The following is a 22,075-nucleotide window of genomic DNA, read 5'->3' as shown; positions in this document are numbered from 1 at the left end:
ATGCCGCAAACGAAGACCGTATCGAGTTCCACCCGCTGGCTAGAGTTTGGCACGACCAAGAAGGATTGGGATGCGGAAGGCGCTGCCGGGTTGGAAACGATGCTCTCATCGCTCCATCTCATCCGCGCATTCGAAGAAGCCGTCCTTGAACTTGCAAATGAGGGGCTGGTTCACGGCCCGGCACATTCATCTATTGGTCAGGAGGGCGGCGCGGTTGGCTCGATCCTGCCGCTCCGGGCAGATGATCAGATCAACGGCTCTCACCGTGGGCATCATCAATTTCTCGCGAAGGCTTTGAACTTTGTCGCGCCTGATGGTCTGCCGTTCGGCATGGCATTTGACGGTTCAATCCGTTCTCTTCTTCGCCGCTCTCTGGCCGAAATCATGGGGCTTGCCGAAGGGTTCTGTGGCGGTCGCGGTGGGTCTATGCACCTGCGATGGCAGGCTGCGGGTGCACTGGGCACCAATGCCATTGTCGGCGGTGGCGTGCCGCTGGCGGCAGGTGCAGCATTCGCACACAAGCAGTCGGGTTCGGACGCGGTTGCGGTAAGTTACTTTGGCGACGGCGCGGTGAATATCGGCTCGGTATTGGAGACGATGAACCTCGCTGCAGCTTGGCGTCTGCCTCTATGCTTCTTCATCGAGAACAACCGCTATGCGGTCGCGACCAGTCTGGAAGAATCAACGGCAGAAACACGTTTGGCTGCGCGCGGACAGGCCTTCGCTATTCCATCCTGGCACGTAGACGGGATGGATCCGCTTGCGGTCAATCTCGCAATGAAAGAGGCGCTTGCACATATGCGCGCCGGAAACGGTCCGACCATCATTGAGGCCGAGGTTTACCGCTACTTCCACCAGAACGGTTCGTTCCCGGGCTCTGCCTTTGGCTATCGCACGAAAGAGGAAGAGGAAAGCTGGCGGGCGAAAGATCCGCTGGATCGGGTAGCACGAGAAATGATGGCACGTGGCCTTGTCGACCAGACCGGTATCGATGCGTTGAGAGCGCGTTGCAAACAGATCATGCAAGATGTGGCGGAAGAGTTGACGGATCGCGTGGATAATCGCCGTGTTATCAAGGCAGGGCTGTGGCCGAAGCCGGACTTCTGCGATGTCGGTATTCGTAGCGATGGATCCGAATTATCGGGCCTGCAATATGTCGAGAAATCGAACTTCACCGGCGGCATCGAACAACGCAAATTTGTCGACGTCATTGCTGATGTGCTGGACCGGCGTATGGAGAAGGACGACGGTATCGTCATCCTTGGCGAGGATATCCATCGTTTGAAAGGTGGAACCAACGGCGCCACGCGTGGCCTCAAGGCGAAGTATCCTGATCGCATTCTTGGAACGCCGATCAGCGAGAATGCGTTCTTGGGCTTGGGCGGTGGACTTGCGATGGATGGGCGGTATCGTCCGATTGTCGAGTTCATGTATCCGGACTTCATGTGGGTCGCAGCCGATCAGGTGTTCAATCAGGTCGGCAAGGCGCGTCATATGTTTGGTGGTGACATGGCCGTCCCTCTTGTCCTGCGCACGAAGATTGCGATTGGCACAGGCTATGGTTCCCAGCATTCCATGGACCCTGCTGGCATTTTCGCCACCTCGCCGGGCTGGAGAATTATCGCGCCATCCACGCCATTCGACTATGTCGGGCTGATGAACACAGCGCTGGCGTCGAATGATCCAGTTCTGATGATAGAGCATGTTGATCTTTATCAGACGATGGGGCCAGCTCCGGTCGGAGATCTTGATTACTTCATTCCATTTGGCAAAGCGTCGGTACGCCGAAGCGGGTCTGCCGCGACGATACTGACCTACTCCGCTATGGTGCAGGCAACGCTTGATGCCGTAGAGGAGGCAGGTCTGGATGCCGAGGTTATCGATCTGCGATGCCTCGACCGTGCCAGCATCGATTGGGAAACCATCACTGAAAGCGTGAAGAAAACCAACATGGTCATGATCGTCGAGCAGGGGCCGCGCGGTTCTTCTTACGGCGCATGGCTTTCCGATGAAATCCAGCGTCGGTTGTTCGACTGGCTTGATCATCCCGTCGAGCGGGTCAGCGGACGCGAAGCTTCTCCGTCGATCTCCAAAGTTCTCGAACGCGCTGCCTATGCAGGGCGAGAAGAGATTGCGGCTGCATTGGCAACCCTGCCGGAGCGACACCATGCCTGAGTTTTTGGTCATGCCATCCGTCGTGGCCAATGCGCGTGACGGCACCATTGCCCGGTGGTTGAAAGTCGAGGGAGATGCTGTTGTCTCAGGCGAGGCCTTTGCCGAGATCGAGACGGACAAGGCCGTCATCGAAATTCCTAGCCCCAAGTCAGGACGTGTGGCCCGCATATTGCATGGCGATGGAGCGACAGTAACAGTTGAGACACCGATCGGCATTCTCGCGGATGAAGGGGAGACTGAAGCCGATGTGGCACAGTTGCTTTCAGCCTCTATTCCTACGGTACTTGTTCAACGGGAAGCAGTAGGCTCTGATGCAATAGCAGTATCGACGGCTGAAATGCCGGGCAGGGATTTGAACCGGCGCATATTCGCCAGCCCGCTTGCACGCAGGCTTGCAGGCGAAAAGGGTATCTCGCTCTCTGACATCAATGGGACAGGACCGCGCGGGCGTATTCTTCGCGGCGATGTTGAGGCTTTCGGTACAACGATACGCTCGGCCTCTTCTACTCCCAATCCCGTTGCCCAGCAGACGGGGATCGTTAATGACGATGTATCTGTTCTCCGATCGCACGATGTGGAGATCCCGTATGTTGCCATCCCGCATTCCGCCATGCGGCGGACGATTGCACAGCGTTTGAGCGCGTCCAAACAAACGATTCCACATTTTTACCTGAATGCCGAAATCGTTGTCGATGCGCTGCTTGAACTTCGAAAGCAGATCAATGCTGCGCGTCCGGCAGAAGCGCGACTTTCGGTTACGGATTTTCTGGTCAAGGCAGCCGCCGCTGCATTCGCCCGCGTTCCTGCCTGCAATGTTATCTGGACGGAGGACGCTCTCCTCAGCCTGCAACGAACGGATATTTGCGTTGCGGTGGCGACAGATGGCGGATTGATCACGCCGGTGGTCAAGGATGCAGGCAAGAAATCGCTGTCCATAATCTCGGATGAGATTTCCGATCTGGCACTCAGAGCCCGCAATGGCGGTCTGAAGCCGGATGAGTATCGTGGCGGTTCGTTCACCATCAGCAATCTCGGCATGTACGGCGTGAGCGACTTCACCGCCATTATCAATCCACCGCAAGCCGCAATTCTTGCAGTCGGCGCGATTGAAGAACGGATTGTGTCTCGGGAGCGCATAGCCGTTGACGCCCGCGTCATGCGCGTGACGCTTTCGCTCGATCATCGGGCAATAGATGGCGCTTTGGGAGCGCAATGGTTGTCCAGTTTCAAGGAGCTGCTTCAGAACCCGATGCAAATTCTCGTCTGAAGCCTAATACCTCGTCACAAGAAAAACAGAGGGCGAGCAATGATCATAAAAGAGAGAGGAACAGGAACATGCATAAATATGGGAAGATGCTTCTGGCAACCGGTATCGCGACTGCGGCATGCCTTTCTAGCGCCTATGCTCGCGATCTGACTGTTGTTGGCTTTGGTGGGGCAATTCAAGACGCGTTTCGGGAAGCCTATTTCACGCCTTATGCCAAGGAAAAGGGCATCAAGGTGCTCGAAGACACGACCAATGGCGGTCTAGCCAAGCAGAAGGCAATGGTCGACGCGGGAAATGTCACCTGGGATGTCATGCAGATGGAGGACGACGAAGTCACCATGGCGTGCGAGCAGGGGCTTCTCGAAAATATCGATTGGTCGAAAAAGCCACATGCGGATGAGATTGATCCCAGCCAGTTCAAGGAATGCGCTGTTGGTGCTCTGAGCTGGGCCAACATTTTGACCTATGACAAGGCCAAGCTGACAGATGGGCCGAAGAACTGGGCCGATTTCTGGAACGTGGAAAAGTGGCCGGGCAAGCGCGGTTTGCGTAAGACTGCGAAGCTGACCATGGAAGTAGCCTTGATGGCAGACGGCGTGCCGCCATCGGAAGTCTATAGCGTGATTGCCACGAAGGAAGGTCAGGACAGAGCCTTCGCCAAGCTCGATCAACTGAAGCCACATATCCAGTGGTGGGAGAGTGGAGCCCAGCCGCAGGAATGGCTCTCTTCAGGCGATGTCGTCATGACAACAGCCTATAACGGTCGCGTCGACAATGCTCAGAAGGAAGGGAAAGATTTTGCTATCGTCTGGGACGGTCAGATCAACTCAACCGAATTCTGGGCCATCATGAAGGGAACTCCAAACCTGGATGAAGCAACGGCTTTCGTCGAATTCATGATGTCAAAAGAACCGCAGACAACCTTTGCCAACAATATCGCTTACGGTGTTAGCAACGTCAAAGCCATGGAAGCCCTTCCTGCGGACCGGTTGGCAAAACTCCCATCTGCTCCGGACAATCTTAAAAACGCGGTGCGTTTCAACTCGGAATTCTGGATTGATCACGGTGAGGAACTGGCAGAACGCTTTGCCAGCTGGGTTGCTCAGTAAGCCGACTGGATAGTGTTAAAGGCCATGCCGGCAGATTTCCCGCCGGCATGGTTTAAGGAGGCATGGTTCCGATGACCTTGATCGATGAAGACACAGCCGCGACCAAGGCAACGCGCCGGGAATGGGGGCGAGCTGGCAGACGTCGGCGTGTTGTGTCCTTAATGCTTGTGGCACCGCTTCTATTCTATGTGCTGCTGACATTCATGCTACCGATCGGCATGATGCTCTACAAGGCAATTGATAATGCCGAACTGACGCAGGCTCTACCAGAAACGGTGGCTGAATTGTCCCGCTGGACGACGAACGATTCAGCGGAGTTGCCGCCGGATGTTGTTTTCACGACTTTCGTACAGGAAATTGCCAGCGCTCCACGCAACCTTGTTGCTGAGGCTGCCCGGCGCTTGAACTATGAGGAGAGTGGCTATCGCACGCTTCTCACCAGCACCGTTCGCAAGTTGCGTACACTACCAGACGATATCACTGCGGATGGTGCGGCACGCCGTTTTCTGGCTGGAATCGACAAGAGGTGGGAAGAGCCAGCCTACTGGCACGCGATGAAACGTGCCTCGCCGGCCTACACGCCTTACTACATGCTTGCCGCAGTCGATCTTGCCATTGATGACGGTGGTAAGGTGGTACAGGCACCTGAAGAGCAACGAACCTATGTCGATATCCTCTTTCGTACGCTCAAGACCGCAGCTATCGTCACTCTTGTTTGCGCTCTGCTTGGCTATCCGCTTGCCAATCTGATGGTGAGCGCACCGCGATTTCTGTCGATCGCGCTTATCATCGCTGTGATGCTGCCGTTCTGGACATCGTTATTGGCGCGTACCTCTGCCTGGATCGTTCTTCTTCAACGCGAGGGGCTTGTTAATTCGCTGTTTGGTTGGCTTGGTCTGATCCGACAGCCGCTGGAGCTGATCTTCAACACCACAGGGCTTTATATCGTCATGATCCATATGATGCTGCCCTTCATGGTCCTGCCTCTCTATTCCACGATGAAGGGTATTCCTCCCCATTTCATGCGGGCGTCGGCCTCGCTTGGCGCTCATCCGGTCCGCGGCTTCCTCAATGTCTACTTGCCGATGACGCTGCCGGGTGTCGGAGCGGGTGTGTTGCTCACCTTCATCGTGACGGCTGGATATTATATCACGCCATCGCTGGTCGCCAGCGCGCGCGACCAGATGCTCGGCTATTTCATAGCCTTCTTCGCCAATACCACCATCAATTGGGGCATGGCCTCTGCGCTTGGGATCGTGCTGCTGCTTTGCACCGTTGCAGTCTATGCGCTCGCCGCGCGCACAGTGGGTGTGCGTCAGCTTGCGGGGCTAAAGTGAGGTCGCCAATGCCATATCATCGTCAAGCAATGATTATACGGACGCTCTACTACGGCTTTGGCGTGGCTATGATACTCTTTCTGGTCGTTCCACTCATCGCTATCGTCCCCCTGTCCTTCAGTTCGGGCAGCTTTCTTTCCTATCCGCTACCGGGCTTTTCCTTGCAGTGGTATGAGCGTGTGTTTGCGAATGGTCCATGGCTTTCATCACTCAAGAACAGTCTGATCATCGGTTCGGTGTCGACGATTGCCGCAACCATTCTCGGCACACTTGCAGCTTATGCGTTTGCCCGTCGCGACTTGCCTATGCCAACCGCGATCCTCGGTTTCCTCATCGCGCCGATGATTGTTCCGCCTGTCATCAGCGGCCTGGGAATGTACTTTCTGATGGCGAAGTTCGGTCTGACCGCCAGCATGCCTGGAGTTATCATCGCCCATACAGTCCTGTCCGCGCCTTTCGTGCTGATCACCGTAACGGCCACGCTGCAAGGCTTCGACATGGGGCTGCTCCGCGCTGCGGCAAGTCTTGGCGCGTCTCCTTTCAAAGGCTTCATGACTGTTCTTGTTCCGGTCATTGCGCCGGGTATCATCTCTGGAGCGCTCTTCGCTTTTATGACTTCGTTCGATGAAGTCGTCGTAACCCTTTTCCTTGCCGGCCCCGGCCAACGAACCCTTCCCTTGAAAATGTTCGAGGGGCTTCGCGATAATATCGAACCGTCCATTCTTGCCATGGCAACGTTCCTCATGGTCGTCGCCACCCTCAGCCTCATCACCGCGCTGTTCCTCGTGAACCGCAATGCACGAAATCTCGGAAAGGCATAACATGACCAAAAAAGCCGATGTCCACATTCCTAACCCGCAGGCAGGTGTTGCATTCATTGACGGGCGCTATATGCCAGTCGCCGAGGCCAGCATTCCAATTCTTGATCGGGGCTTCGTGCGTTCCGACGCGACCTATGATGTTGCTCATGTGTGGAAGGGACGCTTCTTTCGTCTTGACGACCATATCGAACGGTTTTTTGCGTCCATGCGTGGGCTTCGCATGTCGCTGCCTTATACGCACGAGCAAATAGCCGAAATCCTCATCGAATGCGTCAGCTTGAGTGGTTTGCGCGACTCCTATGTGCAGATGACATGCACACGTGGAATGCCACCGGCTGGCAGCCGTGATCCGCGCCTTTGCACCCAGCGCTTTTATGCTTTCGCAACGCCTTTTGTCTGGATTGCGAATGACGATCAGCGCCGACAGGGCGTTCCCATGGTTGTCAGCTCGGTTCATCGTATTGCACCACAGGCGGTGGACCCACGCATCAAGAACTTCCATTGGCTCGACCTCACCATGGGAATCTTTGAGGCCTATGACAGAGACGCTTTCGTGGCCGTTCTGCGTGATGGGGATGGCAATATTACCGAAGGTGCAGGCTTTAACGTATTTGCTGTCAAAGATAATGTTCTCTGCACACCTGAGAGTGGCGTTTTCGAAGGCATGACCCGACGTACGGTTCTGGAGCTCTGCGAGCAATTGCAACTGCGTTGCGAGGTCCGTCCAGTTGCCATCGGAGAGCTTCTCGGTGCCGACGAAATCTTTATGACCAGTACGGCTGGTGGCATCATGCCTGTGACCACAATCGACGGCAAGACAGTCGGCGATGGCACGCCCGGCCCGTTAACGCGTCGATTGCACGATGTTTACTGGCAGAAACAGGAAGACGGCTGGCTCGCGACCGAAGTGCCGTACAGGGATTGATCCCGGCAGAAAGTGCTTCCCGGTAACACGGGAAATCAGGAAATGCGCACTAGCCGCACGAAAGGTTATTCATGGAAACCGGACACATCGTTGAATTCGTCGGCGTGCAGAAAACCTATGATGGACGCACCGTAGTCATCGAAAACCTGAACCTGTCGGTAAGGCAGGGCGAGTTTCTAACCCTTCTCGGCGGTTCAGGTTCTGGTAAAACCACAACGCTGATGATGCTTGCCGGTTTCGAAACGCCTACCCGTGGTCATATTCTCGTCAAGGGAAAGCCGATTGAACACTTGCCGCCCCACCGCCGGGGCATTGGTGTTGTCTTTCAGAATTATGCTTTGTTTCCCAACATGACCGTAGCGCAGAATCTGGCTTATCCATTGCGTATGCGAAAGATCAGCAAACGGGAAATACAGGTCAAGGTCGACAAGGCCATCGAGATGGTTCGCCTGGAGGGAATGCAAAACCGTCGGCCGAGTGAGCTTTCCGGCGGGCAGCAGCAGCGTGTTGCGCTTGCTCGCGCGCTCGTCTTTGAGCCGAGCCTGGTTCTGATGGACGAACCGCTGGGCGCACTCGACAAGACGCTGCGCGAACATATGCAATATGAGATCAAGCAAATCCATCGGGATTTGGGTGTCACGATGGTCTATGTCACCCACGATCAGACTGAAGCACTTGCCATGTCCGACCGCATTGCCATTTTCGAGCGCGGTTCGGTCACTCAGATCGCTAGCCCGCAGGAGCTTTATGAGCAGCCCGCAAATGTTTTCGTGGCGGGCTTTATTGGTGAGAACAATATCATCTCCGGACATTCGGAAGGTGTCGATGAACGAGGCTATGGAACCATTCGCCTCGACTGCGGCCAAACAGTGCGGGCGGACCTGTCCTCCACTTTTGCCTATACAGGCAAGCCAGTGAAACTAACTATCAGGCCCGAACATCTCGTGATCGGCACAGCGGCGCAGAGCCGCTCCAATCAGTGCAAGGGAACAATCTTGGACACGACTTACCTCGGCGACCATTTGCGCGCGCTGGTGGACATTGGCGGCGGGCAGACAATGGTGCTTCGCAAGCCACTTCTGGATTTCACCACCAGACCGGTGGCGGGTGACGCAATTCTTATCGGTTGGAACGATAGCGACGCACGCGCTTTCTCATAGGCGTCTGCTTAACTTCCATCATTCAAATCAGGAGTTTAAAATGGTTTCGACGACTGGCACGGTCGGAGTGCCCCAACCGAACAGTTTCGAACCGTCGGATGAAACCGTTGCAATGCTCAAGGAGCGTGCACGGTTTATTCGTCTCGAAACTGTTCGTCTCATCGAGATCGCGAAAACGGGTCATTATACGTCGGTATTCTCCGCGGCGGAGATATTCGCCGCACTCTATTACGATGTGATGCGTATTCGACGTGGCGAACCGAACTGGACGTCGCGTGACCGGTTCACAATTGGCAAGGGTCATGCAGCAGTTGGACTGTTTCCGATCTATGCGGATCTCGACTTTTTCCCCACTGACTGGCTCGACAACTATACCCGTCTTGGCAGCCCGCTTGGTGATCATCCCGATATGCGCAAGGTTCCTGGCGTGGACTTTTCGTCCGGCTCAATCGGTCATGCGCTTTCCAATGGGCTTGGTGTGGTCTTGGCGCAACGCTGGACTGGGGAAGACTACAAGGTCTTCTGCATGATGGGTGATGGGGAAATGCAGGAAGGTCAGGTATGGGAAGCTGCTATGAGCGCAGCCCAGCACAAGGCTCGTAACCTGATCGCCATCATCGACCGGAACGGTTATCAGCTCGACGGCAAGGTCGATGACGTCATGAACATCGAACCGCTGGACGAGAAATGGCGCGCTTTCGGTTGGGAGGTTCATGTGGTTGATGGACATGACATGGCAGCAACGACCGAGCTACTACGGCGCGTGCGTGCCGACGACCTGCGTCAGGTTCCTTGCTGCATCATAGCCAAGACCATGAAGGGCAAGGGCGTTTCCTACATGGAAACCGAGCCGGGCTGGCATCTGGGTTATCTCGATCCATCGGATGCCGAAGCCGCCATTGCTGAAATCAAGTCGCGGGAGATCTAACCATGAACCACACCCTTTCTCCCAATTCCTGGCAATATCGTGGCTTGAACGCAGCAAATCCCGGCCTTGATCATCTCTCGAACGGTCTGATTGATCTTGTGAAGGCTGGACACAATGTTGTGGCGGGTTCTGCCGATCTTCAATATTCGAACGGTCTCAATCGGTTTGCGTCGGTTTACCCTGACCGATACATTTCCTTCGGCATATCCGAACAGAATATGGTGAGTGCGGCAGCTGGCATTGCGACCTGTGGTGTCACGCCTTTCATTGCGACGTTTGCTTCGTTTATCGCGTTGCTTGCCTGCGAGCAGATCCGCATGGACGTTGCTTACTCTGCCCAACCGGTGCGAATGATTGGCCATCACACCGGCATTTCACTTGGCTTTTACGGGACGTCACACCACGCGACCGAAGATATAGCAACGACACGCTCGATTGCCGATCTGTCCGTCGTCTCGCCAGCAGATGGTGCTCAGCTGGAAGCAGCCATTCGTGCCTCGGCCAATCATGATCGCCCGATCTATTTCCGTATCGGCCGGGGTCGAGATCCAGTTGTTTACGACAAGGATACGCCCTTCGTTTTCGGTAAGGCTTATGAGCACATCCAAGGGGAAGAGCTGACGATCATTGCTTGTGGTATGGCGGTTCACGGTGCGCTCGAAGCTGCCCGCGCGATGAATGCCAATGGCCGCTCTGTCGGGGTGATCGACATGGCTTCGATCAAACCCCTCGACCGGGAGGCTATTCTTTCTGCTGCCTTGCGCACAAAGAAAATGATGACCGTGGAGGAACACAACGTTCTGGGTGGGCTTGGCGCGGCTGTGGCCGAGGTTTTGGCTGACGAAGGCGCTGGTGTAAAACTCAAACGTCACGGAATCTACGACGAGTACAGTCTCATTGCACCGCCAACGCATCTTTATGCGCATTACAAGTTGGACGGAGCAGGCATTCGTTCAGTTGCGGAAGAATTCATGAATTCTTGAGTCTGATATCGTTACGCTACAAATGCTTTTCTATTGAGAGAGCATGTTGTCGCGAACTGTGTGATGATTAACGACATCAAAAGCATTTTGCCGTAACGAAGCTTAATGACTTGGAGTAGATTTCAAAAAAGACTTGTGGCTGCCCTCCTGCTCCTGTTGATGCTGGCACAATTTAGTGCCGCATCGGCCAGCACAGTGGATTCTTCAGACATCCGCAGTTCTTGTTGGGCTTCCGGCTCCCTGTCTGAGGACGTTGTCGCGATAGTACGTCAGGAGGAGCGATGGTCCTGCGATAATCGGAAATTCTCTATCGAGGCTGAGCGTGTCCTGCTTCGCTTCGACATCTCTTCCTCCGACAATCTTCCGCGATATCTACTCTCAAGGCGGAGCGCACTTGAGGCTGTGCATTTGCTTGCAATCGATCGGGATGGGGCGTTTCGACAAACTTCTGTTCCCGCCGCTGCATTGGCCAGTTCAATGGACGGGGGCTATTTCAAGGCTTCTCTGCCGGACGTGACCCGTGAAACTCGACAGGTCGTCGTCGCGATCGATATGCCGAGCCACCGAATGACCCTGGAGAGGGCTTATCTTGCGCCGACGGACGAAGCCGGTGGGATCGATGGCATGCGATTTCTACTTGTTCTGGCAGCGCTTGCCGGCATGCTCATCATGCCTCTGATCTTTAATGCGGCGTTTTACCGGGCGCTGCGTGAACCCTTTGTTCTCTGGCACTCGGCTCTCACATTTTCATTGCTGATGACTATCTTTGTATCATCCGGCTTGTCGGTTGCACTCTTTGATCCCCCTGCAATGACATTGAGCTGGATGACGACTGCGATCTTCGGGATGACAGTCGCCTCAGGTGCGATGTTTACCCATAGTTTTGTCGAACCCGGCTTAATGCATCCACTTCTGCGACGCTTGCTTCCCTATTGCGCTGTGTGGGCAATATTCCTGAGTACGTTTCACGCGGCGCTTCCATTTGTAGCGCGTCCTATACAGTCGAGCGTATACACGGCCGCGTTTGCGCCGGTTCTTGCAATCTTCATACTGTCAATGATCGATGCACTGCGTCGTGGAAGCCGCGCGGCGCGATTCCAGGCCATTGGTTACACACCCATAGTGTTGGTCGGGTTAATCCGGTTGGTGAGCGGCGTAATTCCGGGGTTGCAAAGCACCGACGCCATGCTCCTGTTCTATATCGGCTGCGTGTGTGAAGTCCTTTTCACGACGCTTGGCGTGGCGGAGCGTTTTGTGACAATGAAACGCGAGCGGGACCGCGCGCGCGACGAAGCTGAACTACTCGAACGGCTGTCTGAAACGGACCCGTTGACGGGCCTGCTCAATCGACGGGCGATAGAACGGCAGTTCGTACAACTTCGCGCGGAAGGCTTTACCGCACTGGCCGTTATCGACATTGATCATTTCAAGGCAGTCAACGATGTAAATGGTCATGGTGTCGGAGACGAGGTGCTTAAGGCTGTGGCTAGCGCGCTTCAAGCAGGGCCGACCGTTCGCGCGTACCGCCTTGGCGGTGAAGAATTCGTGCTTCTTTTACGTGGTGCGGACGCCGACATCCAAGCGGAATTACGGCGTCAGGCAATTCCAGCGATTGTCGCTCGTACAGTTACAGGTCTAGAACGACCAGTGACAGCCAGTATGGGGCTGACTGATCTGATGGGCAATGAGGGCTTTGCAACCCTCTATGAACGTGCAGACAAATTACTTTACGAAGCAAAGAGCGCTGGACGAAATCGAACAAGAAGCACAATGAAGACGATGCCAGAGCTAAAGGCTGTACCGCGCGAACAATCCGCAATCGCGTAAACGAAAACTTGTGGCGGACCGCTTCCAGTTCTTGAACGGCAACTAGGTTTTTCGCTTCACTCACTTCAAATAGTGAATATGAGGCCGACCGCTATAGGGAGAAGGTTCCACACGCGCGTCAATCGAGAAAACTTGCTTGAGAATATTCTCGTTGATTACTTCTTCCGGTGTTCCCGAAGCGACAATCTTTCCAGAAAGCATGATAATCAATTCATCGCAGAACATGGCTGCATGATTAAGATCGTGCAAAGCAATGATGCTCGTTATCGGTAGTCCGGAAACCAGCTTCAACAAGCTCATCTGGTGCTGAACATCCAAATGATTGGTCGGCTCATCAAGGATGAGCTCCTTTGGCGTTTGCGCTAAGGCTCTTGCTATATGTGCACGTTGCTTCTCACCACCTGACAGGCTCTGCCACGGGTCATTTTTCTTGGCCGTCATGCCAGTGCGTTCAATGGCGTCCTGTACAGCTCTCTCGTCCGCTCCTGTCCAGCCGGAGAACATCGATCGGTGCGGAAAACGCCCAAGTCTTACAACATCCATCACCTTGAGATTGGCGTTGGTCGTCGCGTGTTGCTCAACAAAGGCAACACGCTGCGCAAGACTGCGCCGGGCAACCGAATTGATATCCTTTTCATCAAGCAGGACACGTCCGGAATAGGGGCGTTTCAATCCGGCGATCAGGCGCAGCAATGATGTTTTTCCAGAACCGTTTGGTCCCAAAAGTCCCAGCATCTTTCCGGGCTTCGCTTCGAAAGACACATCGTCGATGACGGCTTTTTTGCCAATTTTCCAGATAAGATTCTCGGTTTTGATCGTCATGATGGGCGCTGAAACCGGTAAAGAATGATCGAGAAGAACGGCACGCCGACAAGTGCAGTCACCACACCGATGGGCAGGACCTGTTGGGGTATCAGTGCGCGCGAAGCGATATCGGCCAGCACCATGAAGATCGCACCGACAATGGCACATGCAGGCAACAATCTTATGTGCAGGGGGCCGACGATGAAGCGCGCGGCATGAGGGACGACGAGCCCGACGAAGCCTATTAATCCGACCATGCTGACAATGGTGGCCGTCATCATTGCCGTCAGCGCAAAGAGAATAATGCGCGCACGGCCGACATTCACGCCAAGCGAGGAGGCGGCCTCATCCCCGAAAGCAAATGCATCCAGAACATGGGCATAGAGAAGGCAGGCGATAAGACCAAGGGTGATGACGACGGATACCAGCGTGAATTCTGGCCAACGAACGCCACCGAAGCTCCCAAGCAGCCAGAACATCACGTCGCGAGCCTGCTGCGCATTGCCGGATGTGGTGACGATGTAGGAGGTTGCTGCGTTGAAAAGCTGCGATGCAGCGACGCCCGCCAGAATGGTGCGGTCGGCGCCGCCCCGTGTTCCATTTGAGAGGAGGGCAACGAAGAAAAACGCCGCGAACGCGCCAACGAATGCGCCTGCCGACAATGAAACAGCGCCAGCGCCGATGCCGAGAATGACAACTGTGACAGCGCCGGTCGATGCCCCCGCGGAAATGCCCAGAACATAAGGTTCTGCCAGCGGATTGCGCAAAAGCGACTGCATGATCGCGCCGGAAAGAGCGAGGCCTGCACCGCAAAATGCTGCCACCAATGCGCGGCTCAGACGATAATCCCAGATCACCGTCTCATGAATGCGATTAAGTTCAACAGAACTCCATCCCAGGCGATTGGTTATCGCTGCAAAGGTTGTCGATAAAGGGATCGGCAAGTCGCCAATACCGACGCTAATACCCACCACGAATCCGATTGCGGCAAGCGACGCCAGCAGCATTATGCTGAAAGCGCCCCAATGCCTTAAAGACTGGCTGGAAACAGTCACTTGAGAATACCGAGTGCTTTCAACTGTTCCGCGACCTGCTCTGCACCGTAAATCGTACGGATGGTCGGGTTCATGGCTTGACCATCCATGACGGCAATGGCCTTGTTCTTGACCGCTGGCATCTGGCTGACCGCAGGGTCTGTATTAAGAAACTGAATCTTGGCTTCAGGCTTGTCGAGCTCCCAACGATTACGGTCGAGATTTGCGACAACAATCACATCAGGGTTCGCGGCGATAATGCTTTCCCAACCAAGGGTTGGCCATTCAGCTTCCGCCTTGATGGCATTCTCGCCGCCCAGAACATCAGCGATGAAGCTTGAGGCGCCATTTCCGCCGCCCAAATAGGCGTCTGCGGATGGCGATGGGCTGGAGAACCAGAATAGGTAAGAAAGTTTCTTGCCGCTTGCAGGAACGCTTGCGCGCAAAGCCGTCTCGCGCGCCTTGAAATCGGCGATTAGTGCCTGGCCGCGATCTGAAACATCGAAAATCTGCGAAAGCTCGTCGATCTCCTTATACAGAAGATCCATGTTCCACAGCTTGTCGCGGCTGCCATATTCATCCTTGACTTGCTCTGTGCTCAGGCATGTGCTCGGCGAAAGATAGGTTGGAACGCCAACCTTGTCGAAATCGTCGCGCTTTGCGACCTTGCTATTTGGCCCGATGAGGCTTGGAAGAGCTGCCGCTACGAAATCTGGATTTTCGGCAAGGATCGATTCAAAAGTCGGGAACTCAACGGTTAGAAGCTTCACTTTGGAATTGGCAGGCTCAAGTTGCGGCAGAACCTTGCTTGGCCAGAACGCCGTTCCCGCCATTCTGTCCTCAAGGCCCAGAAGCAGCATTATTTCGGCGCTGTTTTGCCCAAGGCCGATAGCGCGTTCTGGCGCTTTTGCAAATGTAACTTTTGTTCCGCAGTTGTCGAGTGTCAGTGGATATTGCGTGGCCGCTTCCGCTGGATTGTTCTGGAAAGCGAACAGGGCGACAAGGCTCGTAGCGGCCAGAAGTGTTTTCATTGCGGTCACTGATAATATCCTGAATTGCGGGTCGCGGTTTGTCGTTAGCCGTGTGAAACCGGCTTCTCTATAAGCTGAATGTTGTTTTTAAAACAAGAGTTAAATGGTCTTATTTTAAGCGCGCCGTTGTCGCGATCGCCAGCTGTTCGGCTTTCGTTGGAACCGAATGCTCTGTGAAGATTGAGAATTTCAACTGTGATGCCCTTGCTATATGGGAGCAATTCTGCGGATGCGGGTTTCTACGTTTATGTCGGGCAGGTGAGCGGCAAACTCGCGAGTTGGCTCAAAGCGCGAAGACCGCGCTGATTTTGTATTTATGGCCTAAGAAAAACCATGATTTAAGCGAGAACATCTGAAAATAATAACGATGCAAACGGTTAGTAGGGACACTCTGTTTGCATTTTTCAGATCGAAGACGGTCAATGAAAAAGCAGCTTACTGTTGTGGGCAATGGCCCACTGTCCCGCAATCTATCGAATGATATCGACAGTTCCGATTATGTGCTGCGATTCAATGTGCCCCATTCCTTGGACGGTATGGCTGGCTCCAGAACTGATCTTCTTATGTTGGCGACATCTGCCAAGCAAATGCAAGATTGGTTGCATGATCCGACGTTCCTGAATTCCATTTTCATGCGCAATACGTCTGAAATTCTCTTTGCCGTTCATCCGAGCATCATCAGGCGTTTTCATCATCAACCAAACTTCCTATCGCGCCTCAAAGGACGACGGGCGGACTGGACGCTTCCGGCTTTCGAAATCTTGAGTGCGACGGGCAAACCCATACGAATACTTCCGCCTCAAGCCTATTTTGACGTCTGTGCTGAACTGGGGATCGCGGAGGCACAGATGAAGCAGCAATTTCCGAGCACGGGTTTTTTTGGCGTCTGGCACATGCTGCGAACTTTTCCATCAAGTGATTGGGATATTCGGATCTGTGGTTTCAGTTGGGAGGGCTGGAAACACCACAGCTGGTCCGCCGAACGGCACTGGATTGAAGACAGGATCAACTTGGGACAGATCCGGCTTTTATCGTGAAGCTGATTTTGCGTCGGGCAGTGCATGTGCCCTTTCTCCGTGTTGCAAATTGTTCATTATCAGTGAGTTCGATATGTTCTTCAGGCTTTTTGACAAGTTCCGGGCATGGAGCCGCGCACATCGTTCGATGGCGATAGCGTTTCCAACATTGGCGGAACTCGCGGCAAGCAAGCGGACCAGTAATGGTCCGACGGGAACGATTGTTGCATTTTACACGACCAATAGTTTTTACGAACACGAGAAGGACCGCCTTCTTGCAAGCGCTCGATGTCTCGGGATCGAGATCATCTCCGTTGCCGTTGAAAATACGGGAAGCTGGGTGCGCAATGCGGGGCTAAAGCCCAGTGTGCTGGTGCAACAGCGCAAGATGGTGAGAGGTCCGTTGCTCTATGTCGATGTGGATGCGGTGTTGCATCGCGATCCTTGGCCGGCATTGTTGTCCATCCAGAGCGACATAGCCGCGTACTATGAAAAAAGCGGCCATCTTCTGAGCGGAACCGTGCTCATTAATGACACCCCATCTGCCTTGGCTCTTCTGGAAGCGTGGCAAAAGGGATGTACGGACGAACCGGATCTCTGGGATCAGCTGGTGCTGGAGCACATCGTCACGCAGGATTCCGCTGAAGCGTCGCCGCATTATTCGATAACCCGGCTTCCCGTGTCCTTTTGCTGGATATTCGATAATCTCGATAACGAGCCGGTTGAACACATCTATATTGAACATCTTCAGGCCAGTCGCGAGGCGAAGAAACGTCGACGTTTCCTAGGTCGCACTGGAAAGCGGCTGCAACGCCGACGGGACCGGATCGCGGAGATCGAGCGCATTCTATTGAGCCGGACCGATGCAGATCGTCGTATTGACCCGTCGATGAGGGATCACTGAATGTCGGTGCCTATTCTTCTATATCACCAGATCGCACCGCTACCACAAAAGGACATGCCGTTTCATGGCTTGTTGGTTCATCCGGTTCGATTTCGCAGTCAGATGAAATGGTTGAAAAGAGCGGGTTATCGCGGGCTCTCCCTTCGCGGCGCCTTACCTTACATCAAAGGTGAAAAAGCAGGCAAAGTGGCTGCCATTACTTTCGACGATGGCTTTCTCAATGTGCTGGAAAATGCCGCGCCGATACTAGCCGAATTTGGTTTCACAGCGACCAACTATCTCGTCGCCAATCAGGTTGGTGGAAGCAATGTCTGGGATCAGCCGCTTGGAGTTCCGAAGACACCTTTGATGTCCGCCGCGCAATTGCGGGAATGGGCAGCTCTCGGACATGAGGTGGGCGCGCATACGCTTGATCATGTCCATTTGACCGAAACGCCGGACAATGAGGCGAGAAGGCAGATTTCCCTATCAAAGACCGTTCTGGAGAATATGCTCGGTGAAGAAGTCTCCAGTTTCTGTTTCCCCTATGGTGAAAACAATCCGATTCATCGCGAAATGGCCGAAGAAGCCGGGTTCAAAACAGCCACAACCACTGTGCGAGGACGAGCAGGCCCGGCGAACAATTTGTTTGAACTGCCTCGGATCAGCATCCGACGCCGGGATATATGGCCAAAGTTCCTCATGCGAGTATGCAACAGCTAGTTAGGCGTTGCTCTGTTATCAGTAGTGCAGATCGGGATTGAGCGGCTGCCTCTGGGAGTTACATTTGGCGCTAAAAATGCTTGGAACTTCCAATTTTTGTGATTTTGCCGATAGGCTCTTGACTTAGAGTGCACTCTAACAATTAGCTTCTTCTGCGTCGTGACGAAAGAAGGGCTCCGATGAAGATTGGCGAGTTGGCAAAGCGATCAGGACTGTCGGCCTATACCATCCGTTATTATGAACGGATTGGCCTGCTTCCTTTTGCTGACAGAGATCAATCAGGCCAGCGTGATTACGACGCATCGATCCTGACCTGGATAGAATTTCTGGACCGTCTCAAGATGACGGGAATGCCTATTCGGGAAATGCTGCACTATGCAGCTTTGCGGGAGCGCGGCGTCGGCACAGAAGCTGAACGTGGCGCGTTGCTTGAACAGCACCGCGAACGTGTCCGTGCACATGTGGCCAAACTGCAAGCCTGCCTTGTCGTCCTCGATACAAAGATTGCCGGATATGTCGGCAACGAACAGAGGATGAAAGACTATGACGCATCAATTCCCGAACCCCGACGAAAGCCGTCTGGACCGCGGCAAGCGCGCGCTCGCTGAAATCGATGGCCAAGCTGGTCACAATGTCATTGCCGCATTGGCTGATATTGCCCCTGATTTTGCAAACTACCTGTTTGAGTTTCCGTTTGGTGACATTTACAGCCGTCCGGGTCTTGATTTGCGTGCCCGCGAGATCGCAACCATTGCAGCGCTGACCGCGATGGGAACGGCCACCCCGCAACTAAAAGTTCATATCGAAGCGGGGCTGAATGTTGGTCTGACAAAGGCTGAGATCGTCGAAGTCATCATACAGATGGCGATCTACGCCGGTTTCCCGGCCGCGCTCAACGGGCTTTTTGCGGCCAAGGAAGTCTTTGCCACCAGACAGGAGGGCACGGCATAAGCGAACTGAGCCTTGCCCGTAGGTGCGGTGATGCACCGTCGCAGAGGTCTTTCTGATGGTTGACTCCTGTCTGAATTGCTTCGAGACACCTCGTGCCAGCGAACTGGCACGAGGTATTCTTGAGATTAGAGTTGCGCGCGAAGCGCCTTGGCTGCGGCCACCATATTGATGAGGGCAGGGCGCACCTCCTCCCACTTGCGGGTCTTCAGGCCGCAATCGGGGTTCACCCAGAGCTGACCATCGGAAAGTCTCTGTCGGGCAAGGGAGAGCAGATCGGTCATTTCAGACACGTCAGGCACACGCGGCGAGTGGATGTCATAGACACCCGGTCCAATCTCATTTGGATATTTGAACGACTTGAACGCATCGAGAAGTTCCATATGCGAGCGGGAGGTCTCGATCGAAATCACATCGGCATCCATATCGGCAATCGCGTCGATAATGTCGTTAAACTCCGAATAGCACATATGCGTGTGGATTTGCGTGTTATCCAAAACCCCACTCGAACAGATGCGGAAGCATTCGACTGCCCAGTTCAGATAGGTTTTCCAGTCCGAACGGCGCAGGGGGAGACCTTCGCGCAGTGCGGCCTCGTCGATCTGGATCATCGTCGCTCCAGCCTTTTCAAGATCGACCACCTCGTCGCGGATAGCGAATGCAATCTGCCGGCAGGTTTCCATGCGCGGAATATCGTTGCGCACGAACGACCAGTTCAGAATGGTCACAGGTCCGGTCAGCATGCCTTTGACCGGACGCGATGTCAGCGACTGTGCATATTTCCACCAGACGACGGTCATCGGCTTGGGACGGGAAACATCGCCAAAGATGATCGGGGGGCGAACATAGCGCGAGCCGTAGCTTTGAACCCAGGCATGTTTCGTGAAGGCAAAGCCCGAAAGCTGTTCACCGAAATACTGCACCATGTCATTGCGTTCGAATTCGCCATGGACGAGAACATCCAGATCGATTTCCTCTTGCCAGCGAATGGCAGCTTCGGCTTCCTTGCGGATAAAGGCATCGTAATCGCTGTTGCTGATTTCGCCCTTATTGTGCAAAGCGCGCGCTTTCCGCACCTCTGGCGTCTGCGGAAACGACCCAATTGTTGTGGTCGGAAAGCGGGGCAATCCCAGTCTGTCACTCTGCAATTTCTGGCGTTCGCCAAAGGCGCTTGCGCGCTTTTTCATGCTGTCTTCCAGGGCGGCAACACGCTTCTCGACGGCCTTGTTGTGAACTTTGGCCGATGCCTGTCGTGCCGCAATGGCTTCGCTGGCGGCTTTGAGTTCCGGCAGGACCGTGCTTTTACCGGAAGCAAGTGCACGACCAAGCGTGGCAAGTTCCTTAAACTTTTGGGTCGCGAAGGCGAGCCAGCTTTTCAGATCAGTGTCGAGATCGGTTTCGAGTTCGAGGTCGATAGGTACATGGAGAAGAGAACAAGATGGTGCGATTTCAACAAGCTGTGGGTCGCGCTGTTCGATCACTGGCTGTATCAGATCAATGATCGAAACCAGATCTGCACGCCAGATATTGCGACCGTCGATCACGCCCAGAGACAATGTCTTTTCGGGTGCGAGCTTGGATACAACTTCGGAAAGCTGGTCCGGTGCCCGTACAAGATCGATATGCAATCCTGCGACCGGCAGAGATACGGCGGTGTCGAGATTACCGCCTAGATCTCCAAAGTAGGTCGCTAGCATTATTCTCGGTCCGGCGATAGCTGCCAGACGCTTATAGGCCAGTTCAAATGCCGCCAGCTCGTTGGGGATGAGATCTAGAACAAGCGCAGGTTCGTCAATTTGCACCCAGTCTGCGCCAGCTGTGGCGAGCTTCTGCAATAGCTCTTCATAAACTGGCAGAAGTTTTGGCAAAAGCGCTACGGGATTGAAGCCATCCGATGTGGACTTTGCGAGCTTCAGAAATGTAACGGGGCCGAGAATGACCGGGCGCGTATGGACGCCGAGCGCTTTGGCTTCAAGGAAATGATCAACGACCTTGCTGCTGGAAAGCTTGAATTCCTGATCGTCGGCAAGTTCGGGGACCATATAGTGATAATTGGTATCGAACCACTTGGTCATCTCCATGGCTGTCATGCCATGACCGTGATGAGCATGCCCGCAAGACGCTGCTTCGCCCTGGCTGCCGCGCGCCATCGCAAAATATGTATCAAGCGAAACTTCGCCGCCTTGCCAGCCATAGCGGGCCGGAATGGCGCCAACCATCACGGTCGTATCCAGTACGTGATCGTAAAGGGAAAAGTCGTTCGAAGGGATCTTCGTGATCCCCATATCCCATTGCTGTTCCCAATTGGCTGCACGCAGAGCGCTCGCCAATGTCAGCAGTTCCGTCTCGGTTGATTTCCCGGACCAGTAAGATTCAAGCGCGAATTTCAGTTCGCGGCGTCGACCTATGCGTGGCACTCCCAAGGTGGCGGTTGCGATGGTGACTTTAGACATGACTACTTAACCCCGATACAAGTTGGGGCGAGGTCATTTGAATGTGCGTGACAAAACCCGCTTCGAAAAGCTGGTCAGAACCGCGACATCAGGGACACCCCGCCCATGGACGATATATAGCCGGGGCAGGTCTCCTGGCTCACGGGTCACAGCCTCCATTCGCCTTCCCGGATTCGCATCCAGTGACATGAATGAACTTCGGCTCGCCGCTTACAGTTGCGGGGGCAGCACCGGCCTTGCCTCTCGACGCACCGGCTTCCCTCTTAGCCTCAACCGAATGATCGGATGAGGAACCACGACGCGTATAGTCTGTCTGAATTGAAACAAGGTGTCAATATCATATAAAGAGATGTTTATATCTTTACGTCATTAATGGCGTCTACTTCATTCCGAACGTTTGCATCGGGCAACCAGATGCACATGAGGTCTTCGTTCAGGTATTTGATAAGGGCTGGATGGAGGATGGTGAATGACGGCGGATGGATTTCCGCTGCACTTTCTGCACTTGGTTGGATTCTGGCGGGCGCAGGGTCGATGCCATTTTGACCAACACGTTGCTAGGCCGTGCACTCATAAATAGGCTAGCTATTTGAATGGATTAGTTATTGAAAGGCCTCGGATTTGGAGGTCTTTGATGTCACGTCGCCGCTA

General features: G+C 54.3%; 19 protein-coding genes and 1 riboswitch. Of the genes, 15 read left to right on the top strand and 4 right to left on the bottom strand.

Annotation, left to right across the window (positions count from 1 at the left end; all coding sequences use genetic code 11):
* The 10 genes from FHW00_RS20630 to FHW00_RS20585 all read left to right on the top strand — a co-directional run bounded on the left by FHW00_RS20630 (position 1) and on the right by FHW00_RS20585 (position 12,532).
* Positions 1 to 2,175 (top strand): alpha-ketoacid dehydrogenase subunit alpha/beta, encoded by a 2,175-nt coding sequence (locus tag FHW00_RS20630; protein ID WP_078340139.1) that lies wholly within the window; start codon positions 1 to 3, stop codon positions 2,173 to 2,175.
* Entirely contained in the window at positions 2,168 to 3,442 is a 1,275-nt protein-coding gene (locus FHW00_RS20625; RefSeq protein WP_078340120.1) for a 2-oxo acid dehydrogenase subunit E2, read from the top strand. The genes FHW00_RS20630 and FHW00_RS20625 overlap by 8 nt, the downstream gene beginning before the upstream one ends.
* 68 nt (positions 3,443 to 3,510) lie before the next feature.
* Positions 3,511 to 4,551, top strand: a complete 1,041-nt coding sequence (locus FHW00_RS20620; protein WP_078340121.1) for an ABC transporter substrate-binding protein — start codon at positions 3,511 to 3,513, stop codon at positions 4,549 to 4,551.
* A gap of 71 nt (positions 4,552 to 4,622) precedes the next feature.
* Positions 4,623 to 5,888 (top strand): ABC transporter permease, encoded by a 1,266-nt coding sequence (locus FHW00_RS20615; RefSeq protein WP_078340140.1) that lies wholly within the window; start codon positions 4,623 to 4,625, stop codon positions 5,886 to 5,888.
* Positions 5,889 to 5,956: 68 nt separating this feature from the next.
* The gene (locus FHW00_RS20610; protein WP_445558215.1) at positions 5,957 to 6,709 is read left to right on the top strand and encodes an ABC transporter permease; all 753 of its coding nucleotides are present in this window, start codon (positions 5,957 to 5,959) and stop codon (positions 6,707 to 6,709) included.
* A gap of 1 nt (position 6,710) precedes the next feature.
* Positions 6,711 to 7,634, top strand: a complete 924-nt coding sequence (locus FHW00_RS20605) for an aminotransferase class IV (protein WP_078340123.1) — start codon at positions 6,711 to 6,713, stop codon at positions 7,632 to 7,634.
* Positions 7,635 to 7,705: 71 nt separating this feature from the next.
* Entirely contained in the window at positions 7,706 to 8,794 is a 1,089-nt protein-coding gene (locus tag FHW00_RS20600) for an ABC transporter ATP-binding protein (RefSeq protein WP_078340124.1), read from the top strand.
* 40 nt (positions 8,795 to 8,834) lie between these two features.
* A complete protein-coding gene (locus FHW00_RS20595; protein ID WP_078340125.1) occupies positions 8,835 to 9,722 on the top strand; it encodes a transketolase in 888 nt (295 codons plus the stop codon).
* Between the two features lie 2 nt (positions 9,723 to 9,724).
* Positions 9,725 to 10,705, top strand: a complete 981-nt coding sequence (locus FHW00_RS20590; RefSeq protein WP_078340126.1) for a transketolase family protein — start codon at positions 9,725 to 9,727, stop codon at positions 10,703 to 10,705.
* A 402-nt stretch (positions 10,706 to 11,107) separates the two neighbouring features.
* Positions 11,108 to 12,532, top strand: a complete 1,425-nt coding sequence (locus tag FHW00_RS20585; protein ID WP_440631640.1) for a sensor domain-containing diguanylate cyclase — start codon at positions 11,108 to 11,110, stop codon at positions 12,530 to 12,532.
* A gap of 60 nt (positions 12,533 to 12,592) precedes the next feature.
* Here the strand turns inward: FHW00_RS20585 and FHW00_RS20580 are convergent, their stop codons facing one another.
* Genes FHW00_RS20580 through FHW00_RS20570 form a run of 3 tightly spaced genes read right to left on the bottom strand, consistent with a single transcriptional unit; the run spans position 12,593 to position 15,410 of the window.
* On the bottom strand, positions 12,593 to 13,354 hold the full coding sequence (locus FHW00_RS20580; protein ID WP_078340127.1) for an ABC transporter ATP-binding protein: 762 nt from the start codon (positions 13,352 to 13,354) through the stop codon (positions 12,593 to 12,595).
* Positions 13,351 to 14,343, bottom strand: a complete 993-nt coding sequence (locus FHW00_RS20575; protein WP_176168357.1) for an iron chelate uptake ABC transporter family permease subunit — start codon at positions 14,341 to 14,343, stop codon at positions 13,351 to 13,353. Before FHW00_RS20575 ends, FHW00_RS20580 begins: the two co-directional genes overlap by 4 nt.
* A 44-nt stretch (positions 14,344 to 14,387) precedes the next feature.
* Positions 14,388 to 15,410 (bottom strand): ABC transporter substrate-binding protein, encoded by a 1,023-nt coding sequence (locus FHW00_RS20570; RefSeq protein WP_078340129.1) that lies wholly within the window; start codon positions 15,408 to 15,410, stop codon positions 14,388 to 14,390.
* A 413-nt stretch (positions 15,411 to 15,823) separates the two neighbouring features.
* Between FHW00_RS20570 and FHW00_RS20565 the strand changes: the two genes are divergently transcribed.
* From FHW00_RS20565 to FHW00_RS20545, 5 genes are all read left to right on the top strand, one after another.
* Positions 15,824 to 16,438 (top strand): glycosyltransferase family 29 protein, encoded by a 615-nt coding sequence (locus FHW00_RS20565; RefSeq protein ID WP_078340130.1) that lies wholly within the window; start codon positions 15,824 to 15,826, stop codon positions 16,436 to 16,438.
* Complete coding sequence (locus tag FHW00_RS20560) at positions 16,395 to 17,321, top strand: putative nucleotide-diphospho-sugar transferase (RefSeq protein WP_445557973.1); 927 nt, start codon at positions 16,395 to 16,397, stop codon at positions 17,319 to 17,321. The genes FHW00_RS20565 and FHW00_RS20560 overlap by 44 nt, the downstream gene beginning before the upstream one ends.
* Positions 17,322 to 18,023, top strand: coding sequence for a polysaccharide deacetylase family protein (locus FHW00_RS20555; RefSeq protein ID WP_078340131.1), 702 nt, complete (start codon positions 17,322 to 17,324; stop codon positions 18,021 to 18,023).
* 179 nt (positions 18,024 to 18,202) lie between these two features.
* Positions 18,203 to 18,631, top strand: coding sequence for a MerR family transcriptional regulator (locus FHW00_RS20550; RefSeq protein ID WP_078340132.1), 429 nt, complete (start codon positions 18,203 to 18,205; stop codon positions 18,629 to 18,631).
* On the top strand, positions 18,567 to 18,974 hold the full coding sequence (locus tag FHW00_RS20545; RefSeq protein WP_078340133.1) for a carboxymuconolactone decarboxylase family protein: 408 nt from the start codon (positions 18,567 to 18,569) through the stop codon (positions 18,972 to 18,974). Before FHW00_RS20550 ends, FHW00_RS20545 begins: the two co-directional genes overlap by 65 nt.
* 125 nt (positions 18,975 to 19,099) lie before the next feature.
* Here FHW00_RS20545 and metE read toward each other — a convergent pair whose 3' ends face one another.
* Positions 19,100 to 21,424 carry a 5-methyltetrahydropteroyltriglutamate--homocysteine S-methyltransferase gene (gene metE / locus FHW00_RS20540; protein WP_078340134.1) on the bottom strand — a complete coding sequence of 775 codons (2,325 nt, stop codon included), beginning with the start codon at positions 21,422 to 21,424 and terminating at the stop codon, positions 19,100 to 19,102.
* A gap of 107 nt (positions 21,425 to 21,531) precedes the next feature.
* Positions 21,532 to 21,737, bottom strand: a riboswitch (cobalamin riboswitch).
* Between the last annotated feature and the right edge of the window lie 338 nt (positions 21,738 to 22,075).

Origin of the sequence: Ochrobactrum sp. P6BSIII, from assembly GCF_014138065.1 — a bacterium.
Lineage (GTDB): Bacteria > Pseudomonadota > Alphaproteobacteria > Rhizobiales > Rhizobiaceae > Brucella.
Note: the sequence above shows the minus strand (reverse complement) of the source record. Positions and strands in the feature narration are given on the sequence as shown.